Annotated in this window: 26 protein-coding genes; 11 read left to right on the top strand and 15 right to left on the bottom strand. The window is 63.7% G+C overall.

Annotated features, from left to right (window positions below; translation table 11 throughout):
• Nucleotides 1-36 precede the first annotated feature (36 nt).
• From IF690_RS06335 to xerD, 3 genes are all read right to left on the bottom strand, one after another.
• A complete protein-coding gene (locus tag IF690_RS06335) occupies nucleotides 37-1,341 on the bottom strand; it encodes a homoserine dehydrogenase (protein ID WP_124349644.1) in 1,305 nt (434 codons plus the stop codon).
• A 131-nt stretch (nucleotides 1,342-1,472) separates the two neighbouring features.
• Nucleotides 1,473-2,204, bottom strand: coding sequence for a thioredoxin fold domain-containing protein (locus IF690_RS06330; RefSeq protein WP_202699293.1), 732 nt, complete (start codon nucleotides 2,202-2,204; stop codon nucleotides 1,473-1,475).
• A gap of 195 nt (nucleotides 2,205-2,399) precedes the next feature.
• Nucleotides 2,400-3,296 carry a site-specific tyrosine recombinase XerD gene (gene xerD, locus IF690_RS06325; protein ID WP_009042324.1) on the bottom strand — a complete coding sequence of 299 codons (897 nt, stop codon included), beginning with the start codon at nucleotides 3,294-3,296 and terminating at the stop codon, nucleotides 2,400-2,402.
• A 107-nt stretch (nucleotides 3,297-3,403) separates the two neighbouring features.
• On the opposite strand from xerD, the gene IF690_RS06320 reads away from it, so the two are divergent.
• On the top strand, nucleotides 3,404-5,212 hold the full coding sequence (locus IF690_RS06320) for a cation:proton antiporter (protein ID WP_202699292.1): 1,809 nt from the start codon (nucleotides 3,404-3,406) through the stop codon (nucleotides 5,210-5,212).
• Nucleotides 5,213-5,270: 58 nt separating this feature from the next.
• Here the strand turns inward: IF690_RS06320 and IF690_RS06315 are convergent, their stop codons facing one another.
• The 6 genes from IF690_RS06315 to ffh form a co-directional block, all read right to left on the bottom strand.
• The gene (locus IF690_RS06315; RefSeq protein WP_007927676.1) at nucleotides 5,271-5,684 is read right to left on the bottom strand and encodes an acyl-CoA thioesterase; all 414 of its coding nucleotides are present in this window, start codon (nucleotides 5,682-5,684) and stop codon (nucleotides 5,271-5,273) included.
• Nucleotides 5,685-5,775: 91 nt separating this feature from the next.
• On the bottom strand, nucleotides 5,776-6,126 hold the full coding sequence (gene rplS / locus IF690_RS06310) for a 50S ribosomal protein L19 (RefSeq protein WP_009047143.1): 351 nt from the start codon (nucleotides 6,124-6,126) through the stop codon (nucleotides 5,776-5,778).
• A gap of 45 nt (nucleotides 6,127-6,171) precedes the next feature.
• Nucleotides 6,172-6,924: a tRNA (guanosine(37)-N1)-methyltransferase TrmD gene (gene trmD / locus IF690_RS06305; protein WP_007927678.1), complete on the bottom strand. Its 753-nt coding sequence runs from the start codon at nucleotides 6,922-6,924 to the stop codon at nucleotides 6,172-6,174.
• Nucleotides 6,925-6,926: 2 nt separating this feature from the next.
• Nucleotides 6,927-7,463, bottom strand: coding sequence for a ribosome maturation factor RimM (gene rimM / locus IF690_RS06300; RefSeq protein ID WP_007927679.1), 537 nt, complete (start codon nucleotides 7,461-7,463; stop codon nucleotides 6,927-6,929).
• 5 nt (nucleotides 7,464-7,468) lie between these two features.
• Nucleotides 7,469-7,720: a 30S ribosomal protein S16 gene (rpsP, locus tag IF690_RS06295; protein WP_007927680.1), complete on the bottom strand. Its 252-nt coding sequence runs from the start codon at nucleotides 7,718-7,720 to the stop codon at nucleotides 7,469-7,471.
• Between the two features lie 248 nt (nucleotides 7,721-7,968).
• Complete coding sequence (gene ffh, locus IF690_RS06290) at nucleotides 7,969-9,345, bottom strand: signal recognition particle protein (protein WP_007927681.1); 1,377 nt, start codon at nucleotides 9,343-9,345, stop codon at nucleotides 7,969-7,971.
• 197 nt (nucleotides 9,346-9,542) lie between these two features.
• Between ffh and IF690_RS06285 the strand changes: the two genes are divergently transcribed.
• The 3 genes from IF690_RS06285 (at nucleotide 9,543) to IF690_RS06275 (ending at nucleotide 13,310) form a co-directional block, all read left to right on the top strand.
• Complete coding sequence (locus IF690_RS06285; RefSeq protein ID WP_007927682.1) at nucleotides 9,543-10,355, top strand: cytochrome C assembly family protein; 813 nt, start codon at nucleotides 9,543-9,545, stop codon at nucleotides 10,353-10,355.
• 12 nt (nucleotides 10,356-10,367) lie between these two features.
• Entirely contained in the window at nucleotides 10,368-11,606 is a 1,239-nt protein-coding gene (locus tag IF690_RS06280) for a transporter associated domain-containing protein (protein WP_202699291.1), read from the top strand.
• A gap of 387 nt (nucleotides 11,607-11,993) precedes the next feature.
• On the top strand, nucleotides 11,994-13,310 hold the full coding sequence (locus tag IF690_RS06275) for an MFS transporter (RefSeq protein WP_202699290.1): 1,317 nt from the start codon (nucleotides 11,994-11,996) through the stop codon (nucleotides 13,308-13,310).
• 76 nt (nucleotides 13,311-13,386) lie between these two features.
• Here IF690_RS06275 and purT read toward each other — a convergent pair whose 3' ends face one another.
• From purT to IF690_RS06250, 5 genes are all read right to left on the bottom strand, one after another.
• Nucleotides 13,387-14,568, bottom strand: coding sequence for a formate-dependent phosphoribosylglycinamide formyltransferase (gene purT, locus IF690_RS06270; RefSeq protein WP_007927694.1), 1,182 nt, complete (start codon nucleotides 14,566-14,568; stop codon nucleotides 13,387-13,389).
• 103 nt (nucleotides 14,569-14,671) lie between these two features.
• Nucleotides 14,672-15,139: a VUT family protein gene (locus IF690_RS06265; RefSeq protein ID WP_202699289.1), complete on the bottom strand. Its 468-nt coding sequence runs from the start codon at nucleotides 15,137-15,139 to the stop codon at nucleotides 14,672-14,674.
• Nucleotides 15,140-15,267: 128 nt separating this feature from the next.
• On the bottom strand, nucleotides 15,268-15,483 hold the full coding sequence (locus IF690_RS06260; protein WP_202699288.1) for a DUF1289 domain-containing protein: 216 nt from the start codon (nucleotides 15,481-15,483) through the stop codon (nucleotides 15,268-15,270).
• Nucleotides 15,480-16,004, bottom strand: a complete 525-nt coding sequence (locus IF690_RS06255; protein WP_202699287.1) for a gamma carbonic anhydrase family protein — start codon at nucleotides 16,002-16,004, stop codon at nucleotides 15,480-15,482. Before IF690_RS06255 ends, IF690_RS06260 begins: the two co-directional genes overlap by 4 nt.
• A gap of 66 nt (nucleotides 16,005-16,070) precedes the next feature.
• Complete coding sequence (locus tag IF690_RS06250) at nucleotides 16,071-16,670, bottom strand: CoA pyrophosphatase (RefSeq protein ID WP_202699286.1); 600 nt, start codon at nucleotides 16,668-16,670, stop codon at nucleotides 16,071-16,073.
• 323 nt (nucleotides 16,671-16,993) lie between these two features.
• Here IF690_RS06250 and IF690_RS06245 point away from each other — a divergent pair, with 323 nt between their 5' ends.
• The 7 genes from IF690_RS06245 to nagE all read left to right on the top strand — a co-directional run bounded on the left by IF690_RS06245 (nucleotide 16,994) and on the right by nagE (nucleotide 25,579).
• A complete protein-coding gene (locus IF690_RS06245) occupies nucleotides 16,994-17,545 on the top strand; it encodes an NUDIX hydrolase (RefSeq protein ID WP_202699285.1) in 552 nt (183 codons plus the stop codon).
• Nucleotides 17,546-17,593: 48 nt separating this feature from the next.
• Nucleotides 17,594-18,097, top strand: coding sequence for a L,D-transpeptidase family protein (locus IF690_RS06240; protein ID WP_202699284.1), 504 nt, complete (start codon nucleotides 17,594-17,596; stop codon nucleotides 18,095-18,097).
• 295 nt (nucleotides 18,098-18,392) lie between these two features.
• Nucleotides 18,393-19,124 (top strand): GntR family transcriptional regulator, encoded by a 732-nt coding sequence (locus IF690_RS06235; protein ID WP_202699283.1) that lies wholly within the window; start codon nucleotides 18,393-18,395, stop codon nucleotides 19,122-19,124.
• A 44-nt stretch (nucleotides 19,125-19,168) separates the two neighbouring features.
• Nucleotides 19,169-20,275, top strand: a complete 1,107-nt coding sequence (gene nagA, locus IF690_RS06230; protein ID WP_202699282.1) for an N-acetylglucosamine-6-phosphate deacetylase — start codon at nucleotides 19,169-19,171, stop codon at nucleotides 20,273-20,275.
• On the top strand, nucleotides 20,256-21,278 hold the full coding sequence (locus tag IF690_RS06225) for an SIS domain-containing protein (RefSeq protein ID WP_202699281.1): 1,023 nt from the start codon (nucleotides 20,256-20,258) through the stop codon (nucleotides 21,276-21,278). The genes nagA and IF690_RS06225 overlap by 20 nt, the downstream gene beginning before the upstream one ends.
• A gap of 30 nt (nucleotides 21,279-21,308) precedes the next feature.
• Nucleotides 21,309-23,831, top strand: coding sequence for a phosphoenolpyruvate--protein phosphotransferase (ptsP, locus tag IF690_RS06220; RefSeq protein ID WP_202699280.1), 2,523 nt, complete (start codon nucleotides 21,309-21,311; stop codon nucleotides 23,829-23,831).
• A 26-nt stretch (nucleotides 23,832-23,857) separates the two neighbouring features.
• Complete coding sequence (gene nagE / locus IF690_RS06215) at nucleotides 23,858-25,579, top strand: N-acetylglucosamine-specific PTS transporter subunit IIBC (protein ID WP_202699279.1); 1,722 nt, start codon at nucleotides 23,858-23,860, stop codon at nucleotides 25,577-25,579.
• A 78-nt stretch (nucleotides 25,580-25,657) separates the two neighbouring features.
• Here the strand turns inward: nagE and IF690_RS06210 are convergent, their stop codons facing one another.
• Entirely contained in the window at nucleotides 25,658-25,969 is a 312-nt protein-coding gene (locus IF690_RS06210) for a YqfO family protein (protein WP_202699278.1), read from the bottom strand.
• Nucleotides 25,970-25,971 lie beyond the last annotated feature (2 nt).

Here is a 25,971-nt window from a genome sequence, read left to right as displayed (position 1 = left end):
TGGCCGCTCGAGGCTTGCAGCCTGTGGCTGCTTCTATTAATTCAAATGTTCGACACGGATGCGGACCACTGGGCCGACCACGCCCTGCAGGGCTTCCAGCGCGGTGATCGCATCGTTGATGCGCTGCTCCACCACACGGTGGGTCAGCAGGATCATCGGCACCAGGCCGTCGTGTTCTTCGACCTCTTTCTGCATGATCGACTCGATGTTGATGCCGCGCTCGGACAGGATGCTTGCCACCTGGGCCAGTACGCCCGGATGATCCTTGGCCTGGATCCGCAGATAGTAGGCACTTTCGCAGGCCTCGATCGGCAGGATCGGGTGCGCCGACAGCGAGTCCGGCTGGAAGGCCAGGTGCGGCACGCGGTTTTCCGGGTCGCTGGTCATGGCGCGAACCACGTCCACCAGGTCGGCGATCACCGACGAAGCGGTCGGCTCCATGCCGGCGCCGGCACCGTAGTACAGGGTGGAGCCGACGGCGTCGCCGTTGACCATCACCGCGTTGAACACGCCATTGACGTTGGCGATCAGGCGATCGGCCGGGATCAGCGTCGGGTGCACGCGCAGCTCGATGCCGGCATCGGTGCGGCGGGCCACGCCCAAGTGCTTGATGCGATACCCCAGGGCCTCGGCGTAGTTCACGTCGGCAGTGGTCAGCCTGGTGATGCCTTCGGTGTAGGCCTTGTCGAACTGCAGCGGGATACCAAAGGCGATGGACGCCAGGATGGTCAGCTTGTGCGCCGCGTCGATGCCTTCGACGTCGAAGGTCGGATCGGCTTCGGCGTAACCCAGGGCCTGGGCCTCGACCAGCACGTCTTCGAAGGTGCGACCCTTCTCGCGCATTTCGGTGAGGATGAAGTTGCCAGTGCCGTTGATGATCCCGGCCACCCAGTTGATGCGGTTGGCCGACAGGCCTTCGCGGATCGCCTTGATGACTGGAATACCACCCGCCACGGCGGCTTCGAACGCCACGATCACGCCCTTCTCACGGGCCTTGGCGAAAATTTCGTTACCGTGTACGGCGATAAGCGCCTTGTTGGCGGTGACCACATGTTTACCATGCTCGATGGCCTTGAGTACCAGCTCGCGGGCAACGGTATAGCCGCCCATCAGCTCTATGACGATGTCGATCTCAGGGTTCGTGGCCACTTCGAACACATCGTTGGTAATCGCAATACCGGTCGTTTGGAACTGAGGCTTTGGCGTGCGCATGGCAATTTGTGCCACTTCGATTCCACGCCCGGCACGACGAGCAATTTCCTCGGCGTTACGCTGAAGTACATTGAAGGTACCGCCACCGACGGTACCCAGCCCACAGATGCCCACTTTGACCGGATTCACTCTGAACTCCCCATGAAACGGCCGACACTAGGTCGGCCGTGGAAAACAGCCGCAAACCACACGGCTCTCTATTAATGACGCGTCGGCCACAACCGCTGCGCCATGATCGTCAAAGGCTCGACGACGCAGGATTATTTCGCGCCCAGCGCCAGTTTGGCGACTTGTGGCGCAGGCTGGTAGCCCGGAATCACTTGGCCGTCGGCCAAAACGATGGCCGGCGTACCGTTCACACCGATCGACTGGCCCAGGGCGAATTGCTTGGAAACCGGGTTAGCGCACTTGGCGGCCTTGATTTCCTTGCCATCGACCATCTTGTCCATGGCCGCCTTCTTGTCGGCCGAGCACCAGACCGCCTGCAACTGCTCGTCACCCGGCGAACCCAGGCCCTGGCGCGGGAAGGCAACGTAACGCACTTCCACGCCCATCTTGTTCAGCTCAGGCACTTCGGCATGCAGCTTGTGGCAGTACGGGCAGGTGGTGTCGGTGAAGACCGTGATGTGGGTCTTGGTTTCGCCGATGGCCGGGTAGACCACGGTTTCAGCGACCGGAATGGCATTGATCAGCTTGGCCACGCCCAGGCGCTCGGCTTTCTCGGTCAGGTTGACCGGCTTGCCGTCCTTGAGCTGGAACAGGTAGCCCTGCATCACGAACTGGCCGTCGGCGCTGGCGTATAGCACGCGGCTGCCTTTGAGCTTGACTTCATAGAGACCGGGCAGCGGGCTGGCGCTGATGCTTTCCACCGGGACTTCGAGCTGCAGGCCCTGGAGGCTTTTACGAATCGCTTTTTCGGCGGCGTCATCGGCCATAACAAAGGTACTGGCCAACGCAATGGCTGCGGCGGCGATCATCTGGGTCACGCGCATTGGGAACTCCTGAAGGCGGACAAATGGGACGGTCAGAACGCCCGTACTGGAACACCGGGTCATAACGGCCCACTTTGCAAACCGGCAAAGCCTATCACATAAGGCCCGCCTGGCGGGCTCCCGCTGAGCCAAGCCGGTCATTTGCCGATCAGCGCAGCCGCTCCTGTAGCCGCTCTCGAGCCTGCGGCTACAGGTTCAACCGCGGGGATGGTGCTTGGCATGCAGGTCCTGCAAACGGGCCCGGGCGACATGGGTGTAGATCTGGGTGGTCGACAAGTCGCTGTGGCCAAGCAGCATCTGCACCACCCGCAGGTCGGCGCCGTGGTTGAGCAGATGGGTGGCGAAGGCGTGCCGCAGGGTATGGGGCGACAGCGACTTGCCGATCCCGGCGACCTTGGCCTGATGCTTGATCCGGTGCCAGAAGGTCTGCCGGGTCATCTGCTCGCCGCGCTGGCTGGGGAACAGCACGTCGCTGGGCCGCCCGCCGAGCAGCTCGCCCCGGGCATCGCGCATGTAGCGCTCGACCCAGACAATCGCCTCCTCGCCCATCGGCACCAGGCGTTCCTTGCTGCCCTTGCCCATCACCCGCAGCACGCCTTGGCGCAAGTTGACCTGCTCCAGGGTCAGGCTGATCAGCTCGGTGACTCGCAGGCCGCAGGCATACAGGACTTCGAGCATGGCGCGGTCACGCTGGCCGATGGCCTCGCTCAGGTCGGGAGCGGCCAGCAGGGCTTCGACATCGGCCTCCGACAGGGACTTGGGCAAGGGCCGCCCCAGCTGCGGCATGTCGACTTGCAGCGTGGGGTCCACGGCGATCAGCTTTTCCCGCAGCAGGTAACGATAGAAGCCACGCACCCCGGAGAGAAAACGCGCGGTCGAGCGCGGCTTGTAGGCTTGCTCCACCCGCCAGGCGAGGTGATCGAGAATCAGCTCGCGGCCGGCATTCACCAGCTCCAGTCCCTTTTCCTGCAGCCAGCCGTTGAACAACGCCAGGTCGCTGCGATAAGCCTCGCGGGTGTTGTCCGAAAGGCCCTTTTCCAGCCATAGCGCATCGAGGAAACGGTCTATCAGGGGATGGTCGATGGCGGGCATAAATACTCGAAAGGCGCGGCATAGGGGCCGGGCGCAAATAAATAGTGAACTGTGCAGAGGGTCGCTAGTCTTTCATAGCCCGCTATTTCAAGGAACAGGGAGCTTCAATGAACGAACAACAGATTCTGTTGGCCTTTGGCGGTATAGGCGTGGCGGCAGTGGGCTGCCAATGGCTGGCCTGGCGCCTGAAACTGCCGGCCATTCTGTTCCTGCTGTTGAGTGGCATTCTCGCCGGCCCGGTCCTGGGCTGGCTCGACCCACAAGCGTTGTTCGGACCGCTGCTGATGCCACTGGTATCGCTGGCGGTGGCCTTGATCCTGTTTGAAGGCAGCCTGACCCTGCACCTCTCGGAGTGGCGCGAAATCGGCAAGGTGGTGCACCGGCTGGTGACCATTGGCGCGCTCTCGACCTGGGCGGTGATCACCCTGGCCACGCACTGGCTGCTAGGCTTCGACTGGCTGCTGGCGCTGCTGTTCGGCACCCTGACCCTGGTCACTGGGCCCACCGTGATCGTGCCCATGCTGCGGGTGGTTCGGCCCAAGGCATCGATCGCCAACATCCTGCGCTGGGAAGGCATCGTCATCGACCCGATCGGCGCCCTGCTGGCAGTGGTGGTCTACAGCTTCATCATCGCCAGCGCCGAGGGCCAGGGCCTGCAGCACAGCCTGATGACCTTCGGCGGGGTGATTCTCTGTGGCAGCCTGTTCGGCATCGTCGGCGGCTGGGTGCTGGGGACCATCATGCGGCGCCAGTGGCTACCGGAATACCTGCACAACCTGGCCACGCTGGCGGCGGTGCTGGGCATTTTCATCGGCGCCAACCAGGTGATGCATGAGTCCGGCCTGCTGGCCGTGACCCTGATGGGCATGTGGATGGCCAATATGAAGGACGTCGACGTCCGGCACATCCTGCACTTCAAGGAAAACCTCAGCGTGCTGCTGATTTCCGGGTTGTTCATCCTGTTGGCGGCGCGCCTGGACCTCAATGCCCTGATCGCCCTGGGGCCGCTGGTGCTGATTCTGCTGCTGGTGATCCAGTTCATCGCCCGGCCCTTGAACGTGCTGCTGTCCACCGCCGGCTCGAACCTGAACTGGCGCGAGCGAGCCTTGCTGGCCTGGATCGCGCCGCGGGGCATAGTCGCCGCGGCCGTCTCGGCAATCTTCGCCATTCGCCTGGACCAGGCCGGCCATGAAGGCGCGTTGCTGCTGGTGCCGCTGACCTTTGCCGTGATCATCGGCACCGTGGTGCTGCAAAGCGCCACCGCACGGCCGCTGGCCCGCCTGCTGAAGGTCGCGGAGCCGGCGCCGAGCGGCTTCCTGATCGTCGGGGCGAACGCTCCGGCGCGGACCATCGGCAAAGCCTTGCAGCAACTGGGCAGCCGCGTACTGCTGACCGATTCGAGCTGGGAAAACATACGTGCCGCGCGCATGGACGGCCTGCCGACCTACTTCGGCAACCCGGCGTCGCAGCATGCCGATGCCCACCTGGATCTGGTCGGGCTCGGCCATCTGCTGGCGCTGTCGCCCTCCGGCGAACTGAATACCCTGGCCTCCATGCGCTTTCGCCACGACTTCGGCCATCAGCGCCTGTTCGGCCTGGCCAACAGCCAGGAAAGCCGGCGCACCGACAAGCATCGGGCCAGCCATGAACACCGTGGGCATCTGCTGGGCAGCGAGGCGCTGTCCTACAGCAAGCTAGCCAGCCTGCTGGGACAGGGTGCGCAGCTGTACAGCACCAACCTGACCGAGGGCTTTGGCTGGGAGGATTACCAGGCGCTGCATGGCGAACGGGCAACCCTGCTGTTCGCTCGCGACAACAGCGGCTGGGTGCATGTGGTGACGCCGGGCAGCGCCCTCAAGCCCGCTGCGGGCTGGACCCTGGTGGCGCTGATTCAGAAGGATACGACGGCGGGTTGAAGCGCATCGCGGACAAGCTCGCGCCTGTCGCTGCGAGCTTGCCTTGATCCACCCACTATCAGTCGACAAACCCCGGCAGCACCGGCACCGGGCGCTTGTCGTCATCGATGGCGACAAAGCTGAACAGCCCGTGGATAGCCTTCTCCCGCCCATCGCAACTCATGCTCTCGACGAAGACTTCAACCTCGACCTTGAGACTGGTATTGCCGACCTTCACCACCCGTCCCACCAACTCGACGATGGAGCCCGCGGCAATCGGGTGATTGAAGTCGATACGGTCGGTGGACACGGTGACCAGCGGCAGCCGGCAGAAGCGGGTCGCGGCGATGAACGATACTTCGTCCATCCAGGCCAGCGCCGTGCCGCCGAACAGGGTGTTGTGGTGGTTGGTGGTCGACGGGAATACCGCCTTGGTCACGCGGGTGACCGACAGCTCGGTCCGGCGTTGGATTTCTTGCTCGCGGGGGCTCATGGTTCTACTGCCTGAAACACACTTCGGGGATAAATGACGGACAACAAAAAAGCAGCCCGTAGGCTGCTTTTTTCTGCATCGGAAGCTGGACTTAAGCCAGTTTTTCCTTGATGCGAGCTGCTTTACCCGACAGGTCGCGCAGGTAGTACAGCTTGGCTTTACGTACGTCACCGCGACGCTTGACAGCCATGCTGTCGATTTGCGGACTGTAGGTCTGGAAAGTACGCTCTACGCCAACACCGTTGGAGATTTTACGAACGGTGAATGCACTGTTCACGCCACGGTTACGCTTGGCGATTACAACGCCTTCGAACGCTTGCAGACGGGAACGATCGCCTTCCTTCACTTTCACCTGAACGACAATGGTGTCGCCCGGGGCAAAGGCTGGGATCTCTTTGGTCATCTGCTCTGCTTCGAGTGCAAGAATGATTTTGTTGGTCATGCTGTGCTCCTAAGGTAAATCGTCGGATCTACCATCGATACGTTGTTAACTATCGTCCCGCTCGCGGATGTATTCCTCGAGCAGCTTCTTCTCTTCTCCAGAAAGCGAGCGGCTTTCCAGAAGATCGGCGCGTCGTTCATAGGTCCGACCAAGGGACTGCTGTAAACGCCAACGCCGGATGTGTGCGTGGTTGCCACTCAGCAACACGTCGGGAACACGCTGATCCGCATACACCTCCGGTCGGGTGTAGTGCGGGCAATCCAGCAGACCATCCGTGAAGGAATCTTCCTCCGCGGAATCCGCATGCCCTAAAGCTCCGGGCAGCAGTCGCGTAACCGCATCAATCAGGACCATCGCCGGCAGCTCGCCACCGGAGAGTACATAGTCGCCAATCGACCACTCTTCATCGACATGAGCTTCAATAAAACGCTCGTCAATGCCTTCATAACGACCGGCAATCAGGATCAATGCATCCTCATTCGCCAACTCGCGTACCGCCGACTGAGTCAGTTTGCGGCCTTGGGGCGACAGGTAGATCACCTTCGCGCCCTCCCCGGCTGCCTGCCTGGCCTGAACCAGAGCATCTTCCAGGGGCTTGATCTTCATCACCATGCCCGGGCCACCGCCAAATGGGCGATCGTCCACAGTGTGATGTCGATCCGTGGTGTAGTCTCGCGGATTCCAACAAGTCAGCTGCAAGAGCCCCTGTTTCACCGCGCGGCTGGTTATGCCGTAGTCGCTGATGGCGGAAAACATCTCGGGAAACAAACTGATCACTTCTACGCGCAGGCTAGCCACGTTCAGAAGTCCGCGTCCCAATCCACCTTCATCTCGCCCGCTGCCAGGTCGACGGCCAACACGCATTGCTCGGTATAGGGCAACAGGCGTTCGCGATCATCCAGGCTGCCAGCGCAAGGCTTGACCACCATTACATCGTTCGAGCCGGTCTCCAGCAGGTGATCGATCTTCCCGAACAGCTGTCCGTGAGTGTCGATGACCTTGAGACCTTGCAGCTGGTACCAGTAGTACTCGCCGTCGGTCAGTTCAGGGAACAGATTGCGCGGCACGCAGATCTCATAACCGGCCAGAAGACGCGCTTCTTCACGATCATCGAGACCCTTGAGCTTTGCGACCAGGAATTTTTCATTCCCGCGTCCGCTGACCAGCTCAACCTGTTTCACGCTACCTTCGCGCTTGAGCGTCCAGGTTTTGTAATCCAACAGGTTTTTAATCGGATCAGTAAAGGAATAAACCTTCACTTCGCCGCGAACGCCGTGAACAGAGTAGATTTTGCCGATAACGATCAAATCATCAGCAGGAGCAGGCGTCGCGTTCATAGGGTTCAGGCTGCAGCCTTAGCCGATTCCTTCAACAGCTGAGCAACGCGCTCAGACGGTTGTGCACCAACGCTCAGCCAGTAGGCTACGCGCTCTTGGTTCACGGACAGGCGGACTTCTTGACCACGAGCGATCGGGTTGAAGAAGCCAACTTGTTCTTTGTGCGAACCGTCGCGTGGGTTGCGGCTGTCGGTCACGGTCAAGTGGTAAAACGGGCGCTTTTTGGAGCCGCCAAGGGCAAGACGGATTGTTAGCATGTGAACATCGTTCCTGTAGTCGGTGCTGCAAATCTAAATGCACAGCGGGCATGGGTGCCCGAAAGGCCGCATATTCTAAGGAATATCCGGACTTTTGCAAATGACTTTTTCCGGCGCCTACCGGCTGCCATCCAGATTTGCCATAGGGCCGTTGGCAACAACGGCGAGTCAGCTCCCGCCAAGCGCGGGTTTGCTGGAGGTCCCGCGTCCCCGCGGGAAACGCCGGCATGGCTGCCGGCGTGGATTCTTCAGATCTTCGGCATGCCGCCGCCGGGCAACATTCCGCCCATGCCGCGCATCATTTTCGCCATTCCGCCCTTGGCGGAGAATTTCTTCATCATCTTCTGCATCTGCTTGTGCTGCTTGATCAAGCGACCGATGTCCTGCACCTGGGTGCCGGAGCCCATGGCGATCCGGCGCTTGCGCGAACCGCTGATCAGCTCAGGGTCGCGGCGCTCGGCCGGGGTCATGGAGTTGATGATGGCTTCCATCTGCTTGAACTGCTTCTCGGCCGCGCCCTGGGCATTGCCCATTTGCGCCAGGTTCACGCCACCGATATTCGGCAGCTTGTCCATCAGGCCGCCGAGGCCGCCCATGTTCTTCATCTGTTGCAGCTGATCGCGGAAGTCTTCGAGGTCGAAGCCTTTGCCTTTTTTCAGCTTCTTGGCCAGCTTGTCGGCTTTTTCCTTGTCGAGGGTCTGCTCGGCCTGCTCGATCAGGCTGAGCACGTCGCCCATGCCGAGGATGCGCGAAGCGATACGCTCAGGGTGGAACGGCTCGAGCGCTTCGCTCTTCTCGCCCATACCGATGAACTTGATCGGCTTGCCGGTGATCGCACGCACCGACAGCGCGGCACCGCCACGGGCATCGCCGTCGACCTTGGTCAGGATCACACCGGTCAGCGGCAGTGCGTCGCCAAAGGCCTTGGCCGTGTTGGCGGCGTCCTGGCCGGTCATGGCGTCGACCACGAACAGGGTTTCCACCGGCTTGACCGCCGCGTGCAACGCCTGGATCTCATCCATCATGTCGGCGTCGATGTGCAGACGACCGGCGGTGTCGACGATGACCACGTCGATGAATTTGAGCTTGGCTTCTTTAATAGCCGCTTCGGCGATCGCGACCGGCTTCTGGCTCAGGTCGGACGGGAAGAAGGTCACGCCAATGTCATTGGCCAGGGTTTCGAGCTGCTTGATCGCCGCCGGACGGTAAACGTCGGCGGATACCACCATCACGCTCTTCTTCTTGCGCTCTTTAAGGAAGCGCGCGAGCTTACCGGCAGTGGTGGTCTTACCGGCACCCTGCAAACCGGCCATCAGCACGACGGCAGGCGGCACGGCGCTCAGGTTCAAATCTTCGTTGGCCGCGCCCATCAGGCTTTCGAGCTCGGCCTGGACGATCTTCACGAACGCCTGGCCCGGGGTCAGGCTGCGCGACACTTCAGTGCCGACGGCACGTTCCTTCACCGAGTTGACGAAGTCCTTGACCACCGGCAGGGCGACGTCGGCTTCGAGCAACGCCATGCGCACTTCGCGCAGGGTGTCTTTGATGTTGTCCTCGGTCAGCTTGGCCTTGCCGGTGACATGGCGCAGCGTCTGCGAGAGACGGTCGGTTAGGTTTTCAAACATGCGCGATCCTTTCAGGCCCTAAGTAGACCGAGGTAATGGCGGCTCGGGCCCCTTGATAAAGAGGTGCTCCGTGGGCAGGTCGCGGATTATAGCGAAGACTGCGCGCGACGCACAGCCGCCGTCTGGTTGCGCGGTCTTTCGTGTGATGGCGGTTCTATGCCAAACTCAACGACTTTCGGGCTTGCCTAACAGGATTTATGCTCCCCTTGTCACCCAGCTTGCTAACCACCCTCGCCGCCGCCTGCCTCTATGCCGCTGCGACCCTCTATCAAGGCACTCGTCTGGCTCAAGCCGCCAAGACGAACAAGCGCCTGCTGGTCTCGCTCGGCATCCTTGCCTTGCTCGCCCACAGCGCCAGCCTCCTGACCCACCTGATGACGCCCGTGGGCCTGGGCCTGGACTTCTTCAGCGCCGCCAGCCTGATCGCCGCCGCGGTGATTGCCCTGACCCTGCTGGCCTGCTCGCGCATTCCGGTGGAGAACCTGCTGGTCCTGCTGTTTCCTCTGGGGGCGCTGACCGTGCTGCTGGCGCAGTTCGTACCCACCGGCACGGTGCCGGTGATCGACGAAGAACCGGGCATCCTCGCCCATATCCTGCTATCGATCCTCGCCTACGGCATGTTCACCATCGCCGTGTTCCAGGCCCTGTTGCTGCTGGTGCAGGACCACCAGCTCAAGCACAAGCACCCGTCCGGGCTGATCAAGAACTTTCCGCCGCTGCAGACTATGGAAAGCCTGCTATTTGGCTTCCTCTGGGCCGGCTGGACCCTGCTTTCGCTGTCGCTGATCTCCGGCTGGCTGTTCGTCGAGAACCTGTTCGCCCAGCACCTGGTGCACAAGACCCTGCTGGCCTGCCTGGCCTGGGTGGTATTCAGCGTGCTGCTGTGGGGCCGCAACCGCCTCGGCTGGCGCGGACACAAGGCGATTCGCTGGACCCTGGCCGGCTTCTGCCTGCTGATGCTGGCGTACTTCGGCAGCAAGCTGGTCCGTGAATACATCCTGCATATCTGACGAGCGGCGATAATGGACAACCTGCCCATAGAGCCGATGCTCGTGGTCCTGGCCTTGCTGGTACTGTGGTCGGGGCTGTTCACCGCCATCGAAGCCGCCCAGCAGCACCTGCTGACCCTGCGCACCGCTTCGCGCTCCGGCGACAAACCGCTGGCGCGCCTGAGCTTCCCGCGTGACAGCCTGATTCTCTGCAACACCCTGTGCCGGGTGCTGGTAGTCATCATCAGTACCTTGCTGGCGCTCCTGCAGTGGGCGGAAAACGGCCCGTGGCTGGCCTGCCTGATCGCCACCAGCGTATTGCTGGTACTCGCCGACTACCTCCCGCGCACCCTGGCCACCCGTTATCCGGACGCGATCCTCAGCCTGGGCAATACCCTGCTGGGCGTGCCACTGAAGATCATCTACCCCGCGGCCTGGCTGCTCGACAGCATCAGCCAGCTGTTGCTGCGCCCCTTCACCCGCAAGGCCGGCACCGTCAAGCAGAGCGAAGACGAGCAGGCCGCCGACCCGGACAGCGCCGAGGAACATGCCAACGGCCGTCCGCACCCGGTGTCGGGCATCCACGCCCTGGACAACATCACCGTCAATGACATCCTGGTCCCGCGCAGCGAAGTCGACGGGATCAACCTGGACGAGCCCATCGGCGACATCATCGAGCAGTTGCGCCTGTCCAAGCGCACCCGCCTGCCGGTGTTCCACAGCGATATCAACCAGGTCGAGGCCGTCCTCAACACCCGCCAGATCCGCCACCTGCTGCCGAATGCCAGCCTGACCAAAGAGGCCTTGCTGGCGGCCTGCCACGAACCTTACTTCGTGCCGGAAAGCACCCCGCTGCAACTGCAATTGCTGAACTTCCACAAGCAGCAGCGCCGCCTGGGCATGGTAGTGGACGAGTACGGCGAAGTGCTGGGCATCGTCACCCTGGAAGACATCCTCGAAGAAATCGTCGGCGAATTCGAAAGCGAACACAGCCTCGACAACCCGCATATCCACCCCCAGGCCGACGGACGCTTTGTCATCGAAGGCGCCGCGTCGATTCGCGAGCTGAACAAAAGCCTGGGCTGGCACCTGCCCTGCGACGGTCCGAAAACCCTCAACGGCCTAGTCACCGAAGCACTGGAGACCATTCCCGACAGCGCCGTCTGCCTGAAGATCGGCCGCTACCGCCTGGAAATCCTCGAAACCGAGGACAACCGGGTCAGCCGCGTGCTGATCTGGCACACCAAGCCCGTCACCACTCCCACGCTGTAATCGTGGCCCTGTAGCCGCTGCCGAGCCCGCGAGGCTGCGATCGGCGGCATAGCCGTCGTAAACCAGGCGGCGCGGTACTTCAGTCGGATTGCATTGCCCCTGCCGGCGGCCGCGTTGCGGTCGATCGCAGCCTCGTGGGCTCGGCAGCGGCTACGGGGCGGCAAGTCGCGCTTGTTTGATCGTTAGGGGCCTTCCTATAATCGATCCGCTTACCCAAGCCCCGCAGCACCCGCGTGCTACCCGCACCCAGCGGCTTCTGCCCTGCTCCGCCCGCTTCTGGCAGGCTTCGCTCCCACCCCGAGCCACGCCCGCGCCAAACCCACATCCCTGGGTGTTCGACCATAATAATTCGCTCCCATGGAGCACATGACTGTCAGGGATAACCGCATGACAACCAGTACCACCTACAGCGCCTCCGTGCCTGCCCAGCCGACCAACTCCGCCAGCCGCGTGGCCACCGCCAGCTTTATCGGTACCGCCATCGAGTTCTACGACTTCTACGTGTACGCCACCGCCGCCGCGCTGGTGATCGGCCCGGTATTCTTCCCGCAGACGTCCGGCACCGCCCAGATGCTCTCGGCCTTCCTGACCTTCGGCATCGCTTTCCTCGCCCGCCCCCTGGGTTCGGCGCTGTTCGGCCACTTCGGCGACCGGATCGGCCGTAAGTCGACCCTGGTGGCATCGCTGCTGCTGATGGGCGTGTGCACCACGCTGATCGGCGTACTGCCCGGCTATGACAGCATTGGCGCCTGGGCCCCGATCCTGTTGTGCCTGCTGCGTTTCGGCCAGGGCCTGGGGCTGGGTGGCGAATGGGGTGGAGCCGCGCTGCTCGCCACGGAAAACGCGCCCAAAGGCAAACGCGCCTGGTTCGGCATGTTCCCGCAACTGGGACCGTCGATCGGTTTTCTCGCGGCCAACGGCCTGTTCCTGACCCTGGCCATGAGCCTGAGCGACGAACAGTTCCGCTCCTGGGGCTGGCGGATTCCGTTCCTGCTCAGCGCCGCGCTGGTGCTGGTCGGCCTGTATGTGCGCCTGAAACTCCATGAAACCCCAGTATTCGCCAACGCCATCGCCCGCCAGGAACGGGTCAAGATGCCGCTGATCGAGCTGTTCAGCCAGTACTGGCTGCCGGTGCTGCTGGGCGCCTCGGCGATGGTGGTGTGTTACGCGCTGTTTTACATCTCGACGGTGTTCTCGCTGAGCTACGGCGTCGCGACCCTGGGCTATAGCCGCGAAACCTTCCTCGGCCTGCTGTGCTTTGCCGTGCTGTTCATGGCCGCGGCCACGCCGTTGTCGGCCTGGGCCAGCGACCGTTATGGACGCAAGCCGGTGCTGATCATCGGTGGCCTGCTGGCGATTCTCTCTGGCTTCACCATGGAACCGCTGCTGACCCAGGGCTCGACCTGGGGCGTGGCGCTGTTCCTGTGCATCGAGCTGTTCCTGATGGGCGTGACCTTCGCCCCGATGGGCGCCCTGCTGCCCGAGCTGTTCCCCACCCACGTGCGTTATACCGGCGCATCGGCGGCCTATAACCTGGGCGGCATTGTCGGCGCCTCGGCGGCCCCCTTCTTCGCCCAGAAACTGGTGGCGATGGGGGGATTGAGTTGGGTCGGCGGGTATGTGTCGGCGGCAGCGGTGCTCAGCCTGATCGCTGTGCTGTGCCTGAAGGAAACGCGCAATAACGACCTGAACCAGGTCGGTTGAAAGGTCGCTTCGCGAGCAAGCTCGCTCCTACAAGGGCTATACCGAACCTGTAGGAGCGAGCTTGCTCGCGATGCTTTTACAGCTCTACAACGACCGCCTGGGAAGCCCGGGTCGCCTTGGCCCGGGCGGCCTCGATCGACTCGTCGCGCGCCAGGGCCACGCCCATGCGGCGCTGGCCATTGACTTCAGGCTTGCCGAACAGGCGCAGGGCCGTGTCCGGCTCGCTCAGGGCCGCGCCCAGGTTGGCGAAAGCGGTCTGGGTCGACTGGCCTTCCACCAGGATCACCGCCGAGGCCGACGGGCCGAACTGACGGATCAACGGGATCGGCAAGCCGAGGATCGCCCGGGCATGCAGGGCGAACTGCGACAGGTCCTGGGAAATCAGAGTCACCAGGCCGGTGTCGTGGGGACGCGGCGACACTTCGCTGAACCAGACCTGGTCGCCCTTGATGAACAGCTCGACACCGAACAGGCCACGGCCACCCAGCGCCTCGGTCACCGCCTTGGCCACGCGCTCGGACTCGGCCAGGGCTTTCGGGCTCATGGCCTGGGGCTGCCAGGACTCCTGGTAGTCGCCCTTCTCCTGGCGGTGGCCGACCGGCGCGCAGAAGGTGGTGCCGCCGACATGGCGTACGGTCAGCAGGGTGATTTCATAATCGAAATCGATGAAACCCTCGATGATCACCCGGCCCTTGCCGGCACGCCCGCCCTCCTGGGCGTAGTCCCAGGCCTTCTGCACGTCGTCGACGCTGCGCAGCAGGCTCTGGCCCTTGCCCGAGGAACTCATCACCGGCTTGACCACGCAGGGGAAACCCAGGTCGTCCACCGCCTTGCGGTAGTCTTCGAAGGTATCGGCGAAGTGGTAAGGCGAGGTCGGCAGGTCCAGCTCTTCGGCGGCCAGGCGACGGATGCCTTCGCGGTTCATGGTCAGCTGGGCGGCACGGGCGGTCGGGATCACGGTGAACCCTTCGGACTCCAGCTCCACCAGGGTAGCGGTGGCGATGGCTTCGATCTCCGGCACGATGAAGTGTGGCTTCTCCGCCTCGATCACCGCACGCAGCGCGGCGCCGTCGAGCATGTTGATCACATGGCTGCGATGGGCGACCTGCATCGCCGGCGCGTTGGCGTAGCGATCCACGGCAATCACTTCAACGCCCAGGCGTTGCAGCTCGATCACCACTTCCTTGCCCAACTCACCACAGCCACACAGCAAAACGCGGGTCGCGGTTGGCGACAATGGAGTTCCGATACGGGTCATCTGAAGGTCCTCAAAAAGGAGCGGATCATCGAGGGTCGCGCACCAGGCGGGCGGCCCATGGGGAAGAAAGCGCGGCATTTTACATGAACCGCGCACTTTGGCCTCAGCTGGCGCACGCCGCCTTGCGCAAACGCCAGGCCATGGCCAGCCAGACCACGGTCACGCCGGCGAACTTCGAACCCAGCGCCGTGAGGATCACGCCCGGGGTCAAGGCGTCGATCAGTCCGAAAAAGATAAAGGTGTCCAGGGGAATGCTCAACGCCGAACTTATCCACAGGCGGTCGTGCAGCGGGCGCCTGGTAATGCTGAAAACCAGCCAGTCGATGCACTCTGAGACCGCGAACGCCGTGGCGCTGGCCAGGGCGATGGCCGGGTCGCAGGTCACGTAGGACAGCACCAGCGCCAGCAGCATGGCGACGAGCGCGCCATGGCCGAAGCGGGTCTGCACCATGTCCCGCAGGACGAACACCAGCCCCCCCCAGGCCGACCAGATGATGTCCAGGTGCGGAGCGGTGGAAAAGGCGTAGTTGATCAGTACGACACTGCCGATATAGGCGATCAGGAAGAGCATGGGGCAAAAAGTACCTGTCAATAAGGCGCACAGGGTACTTCAGGTGATAGCACGGGACCAGATATCGCTATCGCGAGCAAGCACGCTCCGACACGGACCTGCAGGAGCGTGCTTGCTCGCGATAAGCCTCAATGGCCGGACGGAGTACCCAGCATCCACAGCAATCCGCTGGACTTGGCACGCTCATGACACAACGCCAGCACCTCACGGCGCTCGGCGTTGTCCATGCGGCTCCAGCGGGTGATCTCGCTCACCGTGCGCTGGCAGCCGGTGCAGATATCGTCATCGTCCAGCGCACAGATGCTCACGCAGGGCGAACGAACGGGCTTTTCGGGCTCGGTCATTGTTCTTGCTCGGCCAGGTCGCGGGCGTAACGCTGGGAATTGTGCACATAGTGCGCGGCGCTGGCTTCGAGCATCTTCTTCTGCTGCTCGGTCAACTCGCGGACCACCTTGCCCGGCGAGCCCATCACCAGCGAACCGTCAGGGATCTCCTTGCCCTCGCCGATCAGCGAGTTGGCGCCAATGATGCAGTTCTTGCCAATCTTCGCGCCGTTGAGAATCACCGCGTTGATGCCGATCAGGCTGTAGTCGCCGACAGTGCAGCCATGCAACATGGCGTTGTGGCCAATGGTCACGCCAGTGCCGATGGTCAGCGGAAAGCCCATGTCGGTATGCATCACCGTGCCATCCTGCACGTTGCTGTCCTTGCCGATCAGGATCAGCTCGTTGTCGCCACGCAGCACTGCGTTGAACCAGACGTTGGCCCCCTCCTCCAGCTTGACCTTGCCCACCAGCGTGGCATTGGGTGCGACCCAGCTTTGCGGGTGGGTTTCGACACGGGCGTCGCCCAAGCGGAATTTCATGTTGTTGTCCTCAAGGCCAGGCAGGTTCTGGTACAGGGTAGGGTTCAGGCCATACGGGCGATGGCTTCAAATATTGATAAAGTTTTTGGGCGGTTGGTGCAGGCTGATCTTGGCGTCATACAGCAGGTTGATCAGTTCGACGATCATGATCGCCGTCAGGCCCCAGATCTTGTATTCGCCGAAGCGGTAGCTCGGCACATACCAGCTGCGGCCCTGATAATCGATGCGGTGGGTATGCTCGCGCGGGTCCTGGCGGAAAAACTCCAGCGGCACGCTGAATACCGCGGCGATCTCGGCGTCATTGGCCAGGTATTCGACGTAATCGGGAATCACCCCGACATAGGGCGTGACCTTGATCCCATGCAGGGAAATCAGCGGACTCAAGGGGCCGATCATTTCCACCAGCCCCGGGGGCAGGCCGATTTCCTCTTCGGCTTCGCGCAGGGCGGTAAAGACCAGGTCGGGATCTTCCGGATCGCGACGACCGCCGGGGAACGCCACTTCGCCGCCGTGGGTGGACAATCCTTTGGCGCGCAGGGTCAGCACCAGCTCAGGCTCGTCACTGCGGGTAATGGGCACCAGCACGGCAGCCTCGGGGAAACGTCGATCCGTCTCCAGCGGTCGCGGCGTATGATTGCTTACCCGGTGCAGTAGCTCGTCCAGCATGAGTCTTCTCGGTCTGTGCGCTATTAGGGTCTGTTGACCTTTGGTGACGGCCGCGACGGAAGTCCACTTGGGTTGCGTGCCAAACTGCGCGAGGCTACGTTGCGGGGCTTGCCAAGGGAACAACCATTAGCGGCATCCCGCGCCTTGCCTCGCACAGTTTGGCCCCGCAACGCGGCTCGTCACCAAAGGTCAACAGACCCTATGCATCATGCACCAAACAAACCGACCGCCCAACCCCCGATCCACGCCATGTCGCGTAACGACAACTTGCCGACAAAGCCCCGTGCACGCCAAGATAGGCGCAGCCTTTTCGGATACCCAGCATGAAATTCTGCAGCCAGTGCGGTCACCCGGTCACCCAGCGCATTCCCGAAGGCGATTCACGCCTGCGGTTTGTCTGCGACAACTGCCAGACCATCCATTACCAGAACCCGAACATAGTCGCCGGCTGCCTGCCGACCTGGGGCACCCAGGTGCTGCTGTGCCGGCGCGCGATCGAACCGCGCCGTGGTTACTGGACGCTGCCGGCCGGCTTCATGGAGAACGGCGAGACCGTCGAACAGGCGGCGATTCGCGAGACGTTCGAGGAAGCCTGCGCCCGGGTACGCAACCTGAGCATCTATACGCTGATCGACGTCCCGCACATCAGCCAGGTGCATGTCTTCTTCCGCGCCGAGCTGGCGGACCTGGATTTCGCCGCCGGCGAAGAGAGCCTGGAAGTCCGGCTTTTCGAAGAAGCCGACATTCCCTGGTCCGAGCTGGCTTTTCGCACGGTCGGGCGTACCTTAGAATATTTCTTCGCTGACCGGCGGAACGAGCAATACCCCGTGCGTTCCGAGTCCATTCCACCCCTGGCTCAGCCGGCCCTCACTTAAACAACAAAACGTACGCGGCACCTGTGTACTCTTAGGGATATCGTTTCAATGCGCTGGTTGCTCGCTCTTTTCTGCTGCTCGGTTATCGCGGTCTCCCATGCCTCCGCGACGGATACCCTGGACGGCAAGGTCATCGAAAAAGTCTTGGTCCTCAAGTCGGCCCATCAGTTGCAACTGATCAACGACGGCAAACCCATCAAGACCTACCGTATTTCCCTGGGCAAACAGCCCAAGGGCCCGAAGCTCATGGAAGGCGACAAGCGCACGCCGGAAGGCCTCTATTGGCTGGACTGGCGCAAGACCAGCGACCGCTTCAACCTGGCCATGCATATCTCCTACCCGAACATCAGCGATGCCGCCCGCTCGCGCCGCGAGGGCGTGGAGCCCGGCGGCATGATCATGATCCACGGCACCCCGGACAGCGAAGACTACCCCGAGCAGTACTTCCACACCCTGGACTGGACCGACGGCTGCATCGCCATGCGCAACGTCGACATGCGTGAAGTCTGGGGCCTGGTCCCGGACGGCACGATGATCGAAATCCGCCCCTGATTCCTCGCTGAAACGCCGCTAAAACACCTCCGTTACAAAAAAAATCGCAGGTCGCGCCGGCTTCGAAAGGTGAATACCAATTCCCGCTCGAAGAACCGCCGCCCCTGCGATTTTCGCATTCATGGCCAGACCGCCCTAATACCACTTCCCCAAACCAACCCCGCCAACACCCATAAAGTGCCCATTTTCGTGCGTCTTCGCCGTAGCAGTGGCGTTGACATGGTATTTAAGTGGTATTAGTTTTCGCCACATTACCGGGCGACAACAAACCAATAACGCATCGGAACCTCGACAGATGAACCACATCCTGGCCCTGCGCCCCGACGATACCCAGCCGACCCCGTTGTACCTGCAACTGGCGCGCAACCTTGAAGCCGCGATCCATGCCGGCCAATGGAAAGCCGAACAGGCCCTGCCCTCGGAACGCAACCTGAGCGAGATGCTCAACATCTCCCGCGTCACCGCGCGCAAGGCCCTGGAAGTATTGTTCGAACAAGGCCTGATTCGACGCAGCCAGGGCTCCGGCACCTTCATCACCCCACGCCTGGAACAACCGTTGTCGCGCCTGTCCGGTTTCAGCGAAATGCTTCGCCTCAAGGGCTTCGTGCCCGGTTCCCAATGGCTGGAGCGGGAAATCACCACGCCGACCCACGAAGAGCTGATCCGCCTCGGCCTGTCGCCGAACGACAAGGTCGCGCGCCTCAAGCGCCTGCGCAAAGCCGACGACACCGTGATGGCGATCGAAATGAGCACCCTGCCGGCCTCGATCATTGCCCAGCCGGACGCCATCGGCGACTCGCTCTACGCCTACCTCGATGGCATCGGCCGCCCGGTGGTCCGTGCCCTGCAGCACATCCAGGCGATCAACGCCTGCGCCGAGTTCGCCGCCCTGGTGGGCATCGCCCCCGGCACCGCGATGCTGCTGATGACCCGTGTCGGCTACCTCGAGGACAACACCCCGATCGAAGTCACCGACACCTATTGCCGCAACGACTACTACGACTTCGTCGCCGAGCTGCGCCGCTGAGCCAGGCCGCCGAGTCGCCAAGAACCCGTCCCAGAGAGCTGCCCATGTCCGAATACAACATCCTCACCCCGCAAGGCTGGATTCGCGGCCGCCTGAACCACCGGGACGGCAAGGTCACCGGCATCGAAGGCAGCCCCTGCGATCCGGCGGACAACGACCTGCCCTACCTGCTGCCGGGCTTCATCGACCTGCATGTGCACGGCGGCGGCGGCAAGGACATCATGGAAGGCGCCCCGGCGTTCGAGACCATCGCCCGCACCCACGTGCGCTTCGGCACCACCTCGCTGCTGGCCACCACCATGACCGCGCCGACCGAGGAGATCACCCGGGTCCTGGGCGCCATCGGCGAATACTGCGAGCAGCGCCCCAACGGCAGCGCCCGGGTGCTCGGCGTGCACCTGGAAGGCCCCTACATCAACCCGGGCAAACTCGGCGCCCAGCCCAATTTCGCCCATACTGCGCTGATGGCCGAAGTCGAGGCCTACCTGCGCCTGGCGCCAATCCGGGTGATCACCATCGCCCCGGAGATCGCCGGCCATGACGCGCTGATCCGCGCCCTCAGCGCCCGCGGCATCCGCATGCAGATCGGCCATACCCTGGGCAGCTACGAAGAAGGCGTGGCCGCGCTCGATGCCGGGGCCACCAGCTTCACCCACCTGTACAACGCCATGAGCCCGCTGCATCACCGCGAGCCGGGCATAGTCGGCGCCGCCCTGGCCCACGCCCAGTACGCGGAACTGATCCCCGACCTGCTGCACGTGCACCCCGGTGCCATGCGCGTGGCCCTGCGCTCGATCCCCTGCCTGTACTGCGTGACCGACTCCACCGCGGCCGCCGGCATGCCGGACGGCGAATACAAGCTCGGCAGCCACACCGTGACCAAATGCCTGGGCGGCGTGCGCCTTCCGGACGGCACCCTGGCCGGCAGCACCCTGACCATGGACCAGGCCTTGCGCAATCTGGTGAAGATCGGCCTGCCCCTGGCCGAAGCTTCGCAACGCTTGTCACAGTTTCCCGCCGATTATCTCGGCCTGGCCGAACGCGGGCGTTTGCAGGTCGGCAGCTGGGCCGACTGCGTGTGCCTGGACCGCTCACTCACACTGACCGCCGTCATGGTCGAAGGAGAAGACATTGACTTCAAAAATGCTTGAAGAGGCGCTGTCCTCTGCCGCGGCCGTCGAAGGCCAGTTGCAGCACCTGGACCCACAACTGATCGAAGTGGCCGGGCGCCTGAACCGCCAGCCGCCGCAAGTGGTGATGACCGTCGCCCGCGGCAGTTCCGACCATGCCGCCAGCTACTTCGCCTACCTGACCATGCAGCAGTTGGGCTTCCCGGTCGCGTCCCTGCCGATGTCGGTGGTGACCATGCAACAGGCGCCACTGCGGGTCAGCGGCCAGGCGGCTTTCGCCTTTTCCCAGTCCGGGCAGAGCCCCGACCTGGTCAACAGCATGCGGCTGCTGCGCAAGCGCGGGGCCTTGAGCGTGGCCATGGTCAACGCCCAGGACACCCCGCTGGAGGCCGCCAGCGAGTTCTGCCTGCCGCTGCATGCCGGCGCCGAACGCAGCGTGGCGGCGACCAAGAGCTTTATCGCTACCCTCAGCGCCAGCGCCCGCCTGATCGCCCACTGGAAACAGGACGCGCAGCTGCTGGAAGCCGGCCTCGCCCTGCCCCAAGGGCTGCGCGAAGCCGCGACCCAGGACTGGAGCCCGGCCGTCGAAGCCCTGCGCGATAGCCAGCGGCTGATGGTGATCGGCCGTGGCGCCGGTTTCGCCATCGCCCAGGAAGCGGCGCTGAAACTCAAGGAAACCTCGGCGATCCAGGCCGAAGCCTTCAGCAGCGCGGAAGTTCGCCACGGCCCGATGGCGCTGATCGGCGACAACTACCCGCTGCTGGTGTTCGCCCCACGGGGAGCGGAACAGGCCGGCCTGATCAGCCTCGCGGCCGACATGCGCCAGCGTGGCGCCCGGGTGCTGCTGGCGGCGCCGGACGATATCGCCGAGCGCGACCTGACCCTGAGCCTGGCCGAACACCCGGCGCTCGATCCGATCCTGGCGATCCAGAGTTTCTACGGCATGGCCGCAAACCTTGCCGAGGCCCGCGGCATGGACCCGGACCAGCCACGGCACCTGAGCAAGGTGACCCGCACCCACTGAGCCTTTCCTTCAACGGATGAGTACTGCGCCATGCACAACAACAATAAAGACCTGACGCTCGGCGCTCCCTTGAGCGGCCCGGTGCTCACCCTCGCCAAGGTCCCCGACCTGGTGTTTTCCAGTGGTGCCATGGGCGACGGGATCGCCATCGACCCGCTGAACAACACCCTGCACGCCCCCTGCGCCGGTGTGGTGGTGCATGCCGCCCGCACCGGCCACGCAGTGACCCTGCGCGCCGACAATGGCGCGGAACTGCTGCTGCACCTGGGCCTGGACACCGTCCAGCTGCAAGGCGAGGGTTTCTCCATGCTGGTGCAGGAAGGCGCCCGGGTCAGCAGCGGCCAGGCCCTGCTGCGCTTCGACCTCGACCAGGTTGCGCGAAACAGCAAAAGCCTGATCAGCCTGATGATCCTGACCAACGGCGAGCACTTCCAGACCCTGCCCATCACCCTGAAATCGGTAAAAGTCGGCGAACCGCTGCTGCACATCGTTCCGCGCGTGGCCAATGCGGCCCAGGCGGGAGCTGGCGACACCTCGACCGACGCGGTCGAAGGCGTGACCCGGGTCAATCACCGTGGCGGCCTGCACGCCCGGCCGGCCGCGCTGGTCCGCCAGACCGCGCAAGGGTTCAGCAGCAAGGCGCAACTGCACTTCAACGGCAAGTCGGCGTCCTGCGACAGCCTGGTCAGCCTGATGGGGCTGGGGGTCGGCGAGCAGGACGAGGTACGGGTCAGTTGCCAGGGCAAGGACTGCAAGGCCGCCCTGCTGGCGCTGCTGGACGCCCTCGCCACCCCGCTGGCCGAAGACGCCCACGCCACGGCACCGACGGTGAAGCCTGCCGCGCCCCAGCGCTACGCCGAGGCCGGGGTGATCCAGGGAGTCTGCGCCGCTCCGGGACTGGTCTGCGGGCCGCTGTTTCACCTGACCGCCATGACCCTGCCCGAAGACAGCGGCGGTCACCCGCCACAGGAACAACTGCAAGCGCTGGACCAGGCCCTGGAAAAGGTTCGCAGCGACATTCGCGGTACCCTGGACCACGCCCGGCAACGCAAGGACAACCAGGAAGAAGCAATCTTCGCCGCCCACCTGGCCCTGCTCGAAGACCCGGCGCTGCTGGACGCCGCCCGCCAGAGCATCGCCCAGGGGCGCGCCGCCACCCACGCCTGGAGCGACGCCATCGGCGAACAGTGCGAGATCTTGCTGCAACTGGGCAATGCCCTGCTCGCCGAACGCGCCAACGACCTGCGCGACCTGCAACAACGGGTCCTGCGCGCCCTGCTCGGCGAGGCCTGGCATTACCAGCTGCCGGCCGGCGCCATAGTCGCGGCCCACGAACTGACCCCGTCCGACCTGCTGCAACTGAGCGAGCAAGGCGCCGTTGGCCTGTGCATGGCCGCCGGCGGCGCCACCTCCCACGTGGCGATCCTGGCGCGGGGCAAGGGCCTGCCCTGCCTGGTGGCCCTGGGCTCGGAGCTTCTCGATGCGCCTCAAGGCCAGCAGGTGGTGCTGAACGCCGATCACGGGCGCCTGGAACTGACGCCGGATAGCGCGCGCATCGAACAGGTCCGGCAGAGCCATCTGCTGCGCCAGCAGCGTCGCGAGCAACAACAGCAACAGGCCCGGCTGCCGGCCAGGACCCTCGACGGCCAGGCGATCGAAGTCGCCGCCAATGTCGCCTCCAGCCAGGAAGCCCAGGGCGCCCATGCCAACGGTGCCGACGGCGTCGGCCTGCTGCGTACCGAGTTTCTGTTTGTCGACCGGCATACCGCCCCCGATGAACAGGAGCAGCGCCAGGCCTATCAGGCCGTACTCGATGCCATGGGCGACAAGTCGGTGATCATCCGCACCATCGACGTGGGCGGCGACAAACAACTGGACTACCTGCCGCTGCCGGTGGAAGCCAACCCGGTGCTGGGCCTGCGTGGCATTCGCCTGGCCCAGGCCCGCCCGGAGCTGCTGGACCAGCAACTGCGGGCCCTGCTGCAGGTCAGCCCGCTGCAGCGCTGCCGCATCCTGCTGCCGATGGTCAGCGAGCTCGACGAACTGCTGCATATCCGCGAGCGCATCGACTGCCTGTGCGCCGAGCTGCGGATCGGCCAGCGCCCGGAGCTGGGGGTGATGATCGAAGTCCCGGCCGCCGCCCTGCTCGCCGAACAACTGGCCGAATACGCCGACTTCCTCTCCATCGGCACCAACGACCTGTCGCAATACACCTTGGCCATGGACCGTGACCATGCCGGCCTGGCCGCGCGGGTCGATGCCCTGCACCCGGCGTTACTAAGGCTGATCGCCCAGACCTGCGCCGGCGCCGCCAGGCATGGGCGCTGGGTCGGTGTGTGCGGCGCGCTGGCCTCCGATCCGCTGGCGACGCCGGTGCTGGTCGGCCTGGGGGTCAGCGAGCTGTCGGTGAGCCCGCCGCAAGTGGGTGAGATCAAGGAGCGGGTCCGCCAGCTGGACGCCGCCGAATGCCGGCGCCTCAGCCATGACCTGCTGAACCTGAGCAGTGCCTCGGCGGTGCGCCATGCCTGCCACCAACACTGGCCCCTGAGCTGAACAACAAGAACACCGGGAGACACGCCATGTACCAATTATTCATCGAAGGCCTGCAGCGCCTGGGCCGGGCCCTGATGCTGCCGATCGCGATCCTGCCGATCGCCGGCCTGCTGTTGCGCCTGGGCGACACCGACCTGCTGAACGTCGCGATCATCCACGATGCCGGCCAGACCATCTTCGCCAACCTGGCGCTGATCTTCGCCATCGGCATCGCCGTGGGCTTCGCCAAGGACAACAACGGCACCGCCGGCCTGGCCGGCGCCATCGGTTACCTGGTGATGGTGGCGACCCTCAAGGTGCTCGATGCCAGCATCAACATGGGCATGCTCGCCGGGATCATCAGCGGCCTGTTGGGCGGCGCCCTGTACAACCGCTTCAAGGACATCAAGCTGCCGGAATACCTGGCGTTCTTTGGCGGGCGGCGCTTCGTGCCGATCGTTACCGGCTTCAGCGCCGTTGGCCTGGGGGTGGTGTTCGGCCTGATCTGGCCGCCGATCCAGCACGGCATCAACAGCTTCGGCGCCCTGCTGCTGGACAGCGGCAGCATCGGCGCCTTCGTGTTCGGTGTGTTCAACCGCTTGCTGATCGTCACCGGCCTGCACCATATCCTCAACAACATGGCCTGGTTCGTCTTCGGCAACTTCACCGATCCGACCACCGGAGCCCTGGTCACCGGGGATATCTCGCGCTACTTCGCCGGCGATCCCAAGGGCGGCCAGTTCATGACCGGCATGTTCCCGATGATGATCTTCGGCCTGCCCGCTGCCTGCCTGGCGATGTATCGCAACGCCTTGCCGGAGCGGCGCAAGGTGATGGGCGGGATCCTGCTGTCGATGGCCCTGACCTCGGCCCTCACCGGGGTGACCGAGCCGGTGGAATTCGCCTTCATGTTCCTCGCCCCCTTCCTCTACCTGGTGCATGCCCTGCTGACCGGCCTCGCCATGGGCCTGACCAACTTCCTCAATATCCACCTGGGCTTCACCTTCTCCGGCGGCGCCATCGACATGGCTCTCGGCTGGGGCCGCTCCACCAACGGCTGGCTGATATTCCCCGTGGGCCTGCTCTATGCAGTGATCTACTACACGGTCTTCGACTTCTGTATCCGTCGCTTCAACCTGAAGACTCCAGGCCGCGAAGACACTCCAGGCAGCGAAAAAGTCTCCATGACCAACAATCAGCGCGCTGATGCTTATATCCAGGCCCTGGGCGGCGCGGACAACCTGATGACCGTCGGCGCCTGCACCACTCGCCTGCGCCTGGAACTGGCCGACCGCAACAAGGCGTCGGACAGCGACCTCAAGGCCCTTGGCGCCATGGCCGTGGTGCGTCCCGGCAAGGGCGGCAGCCTGCAGGTGGTGGTCGGCCCGCTGGCCGACAGCATCGCCGATGAAATTCGCCTGGCCATACCCAGCGCCGGCAAGCCTCTGGAGCAGCCAGCCCCCGCCGCCGCGGCCTTCGAAGCACCGCCAGCGGTAAGCGTCGCGCCCCAGGAAGCCGGGAAATGGCTGGACGCCTTCGGCGGCAGCGACAATGTGCTGCAACTGGACTGCGTGGCCATGACCCGCCTGCGGGTGCAACTGGGCGATAACAAGGCGCTGTCAGAATGTCAGCTGAAGAGCCTTGGCTGCCTGGGCTCGAGCCAGCTCGACGATGGCGTCTGGCACCTGCTGATCGGCGAAAAGGCCGCAAGCCTGAGCCAGGCGCTGGATAACCTGATCAACCGCAGCGAGGTCAACGCCAAGGTCTGACCCTCTCCGACAGGAGAGCAGGCACAAAAAAGCCCGCTGACCGTTACCGGTTCAGCGGGCTTTTTCATGGGTGGGGCCTTAGAAGTCCTCCAGACGCCAGACTTCATAAGCCGGTGTCTCGTAGGGATGGCTCTGCTTGAGGGCCATCACCACGCTACGGATCAGCTCGTCGGCCACCACCAGCTCGACTTTCCATTCCGGCACCTGCTCGACCAGGCCGGTCTGCCCGAGAAACGGCTGGCTGCCGTCCAATGGACGAAACTGGCCCTGGCCCAGCACCTGCCACGCACACTGGTCGTAAGCACCGATCCGTCCGCCACCGGCGGCGAATACGGCGTTCTTGACCACATCCACGTGGCTGGGCGGGACGAAAAAGCTGAGCTTGTACACAG

It is taken from the genome of Pseudomonas sp. SK3(2021) (genome assembly GCF_016772375.1).
Taxonomy (GTDB): domain Bacteria; phylum Pseudomonadota; class Gammaproteobacteria; order Pseudomonadales; family Pseudomonadaceae; genus Aquipseudomonas; species Aquipseudomonas chlororaphis_I.
Note: the sequence above shows the minus strand (reverse complement) of the source record. Positions and strands in the feature narration are given on the sequence as shown.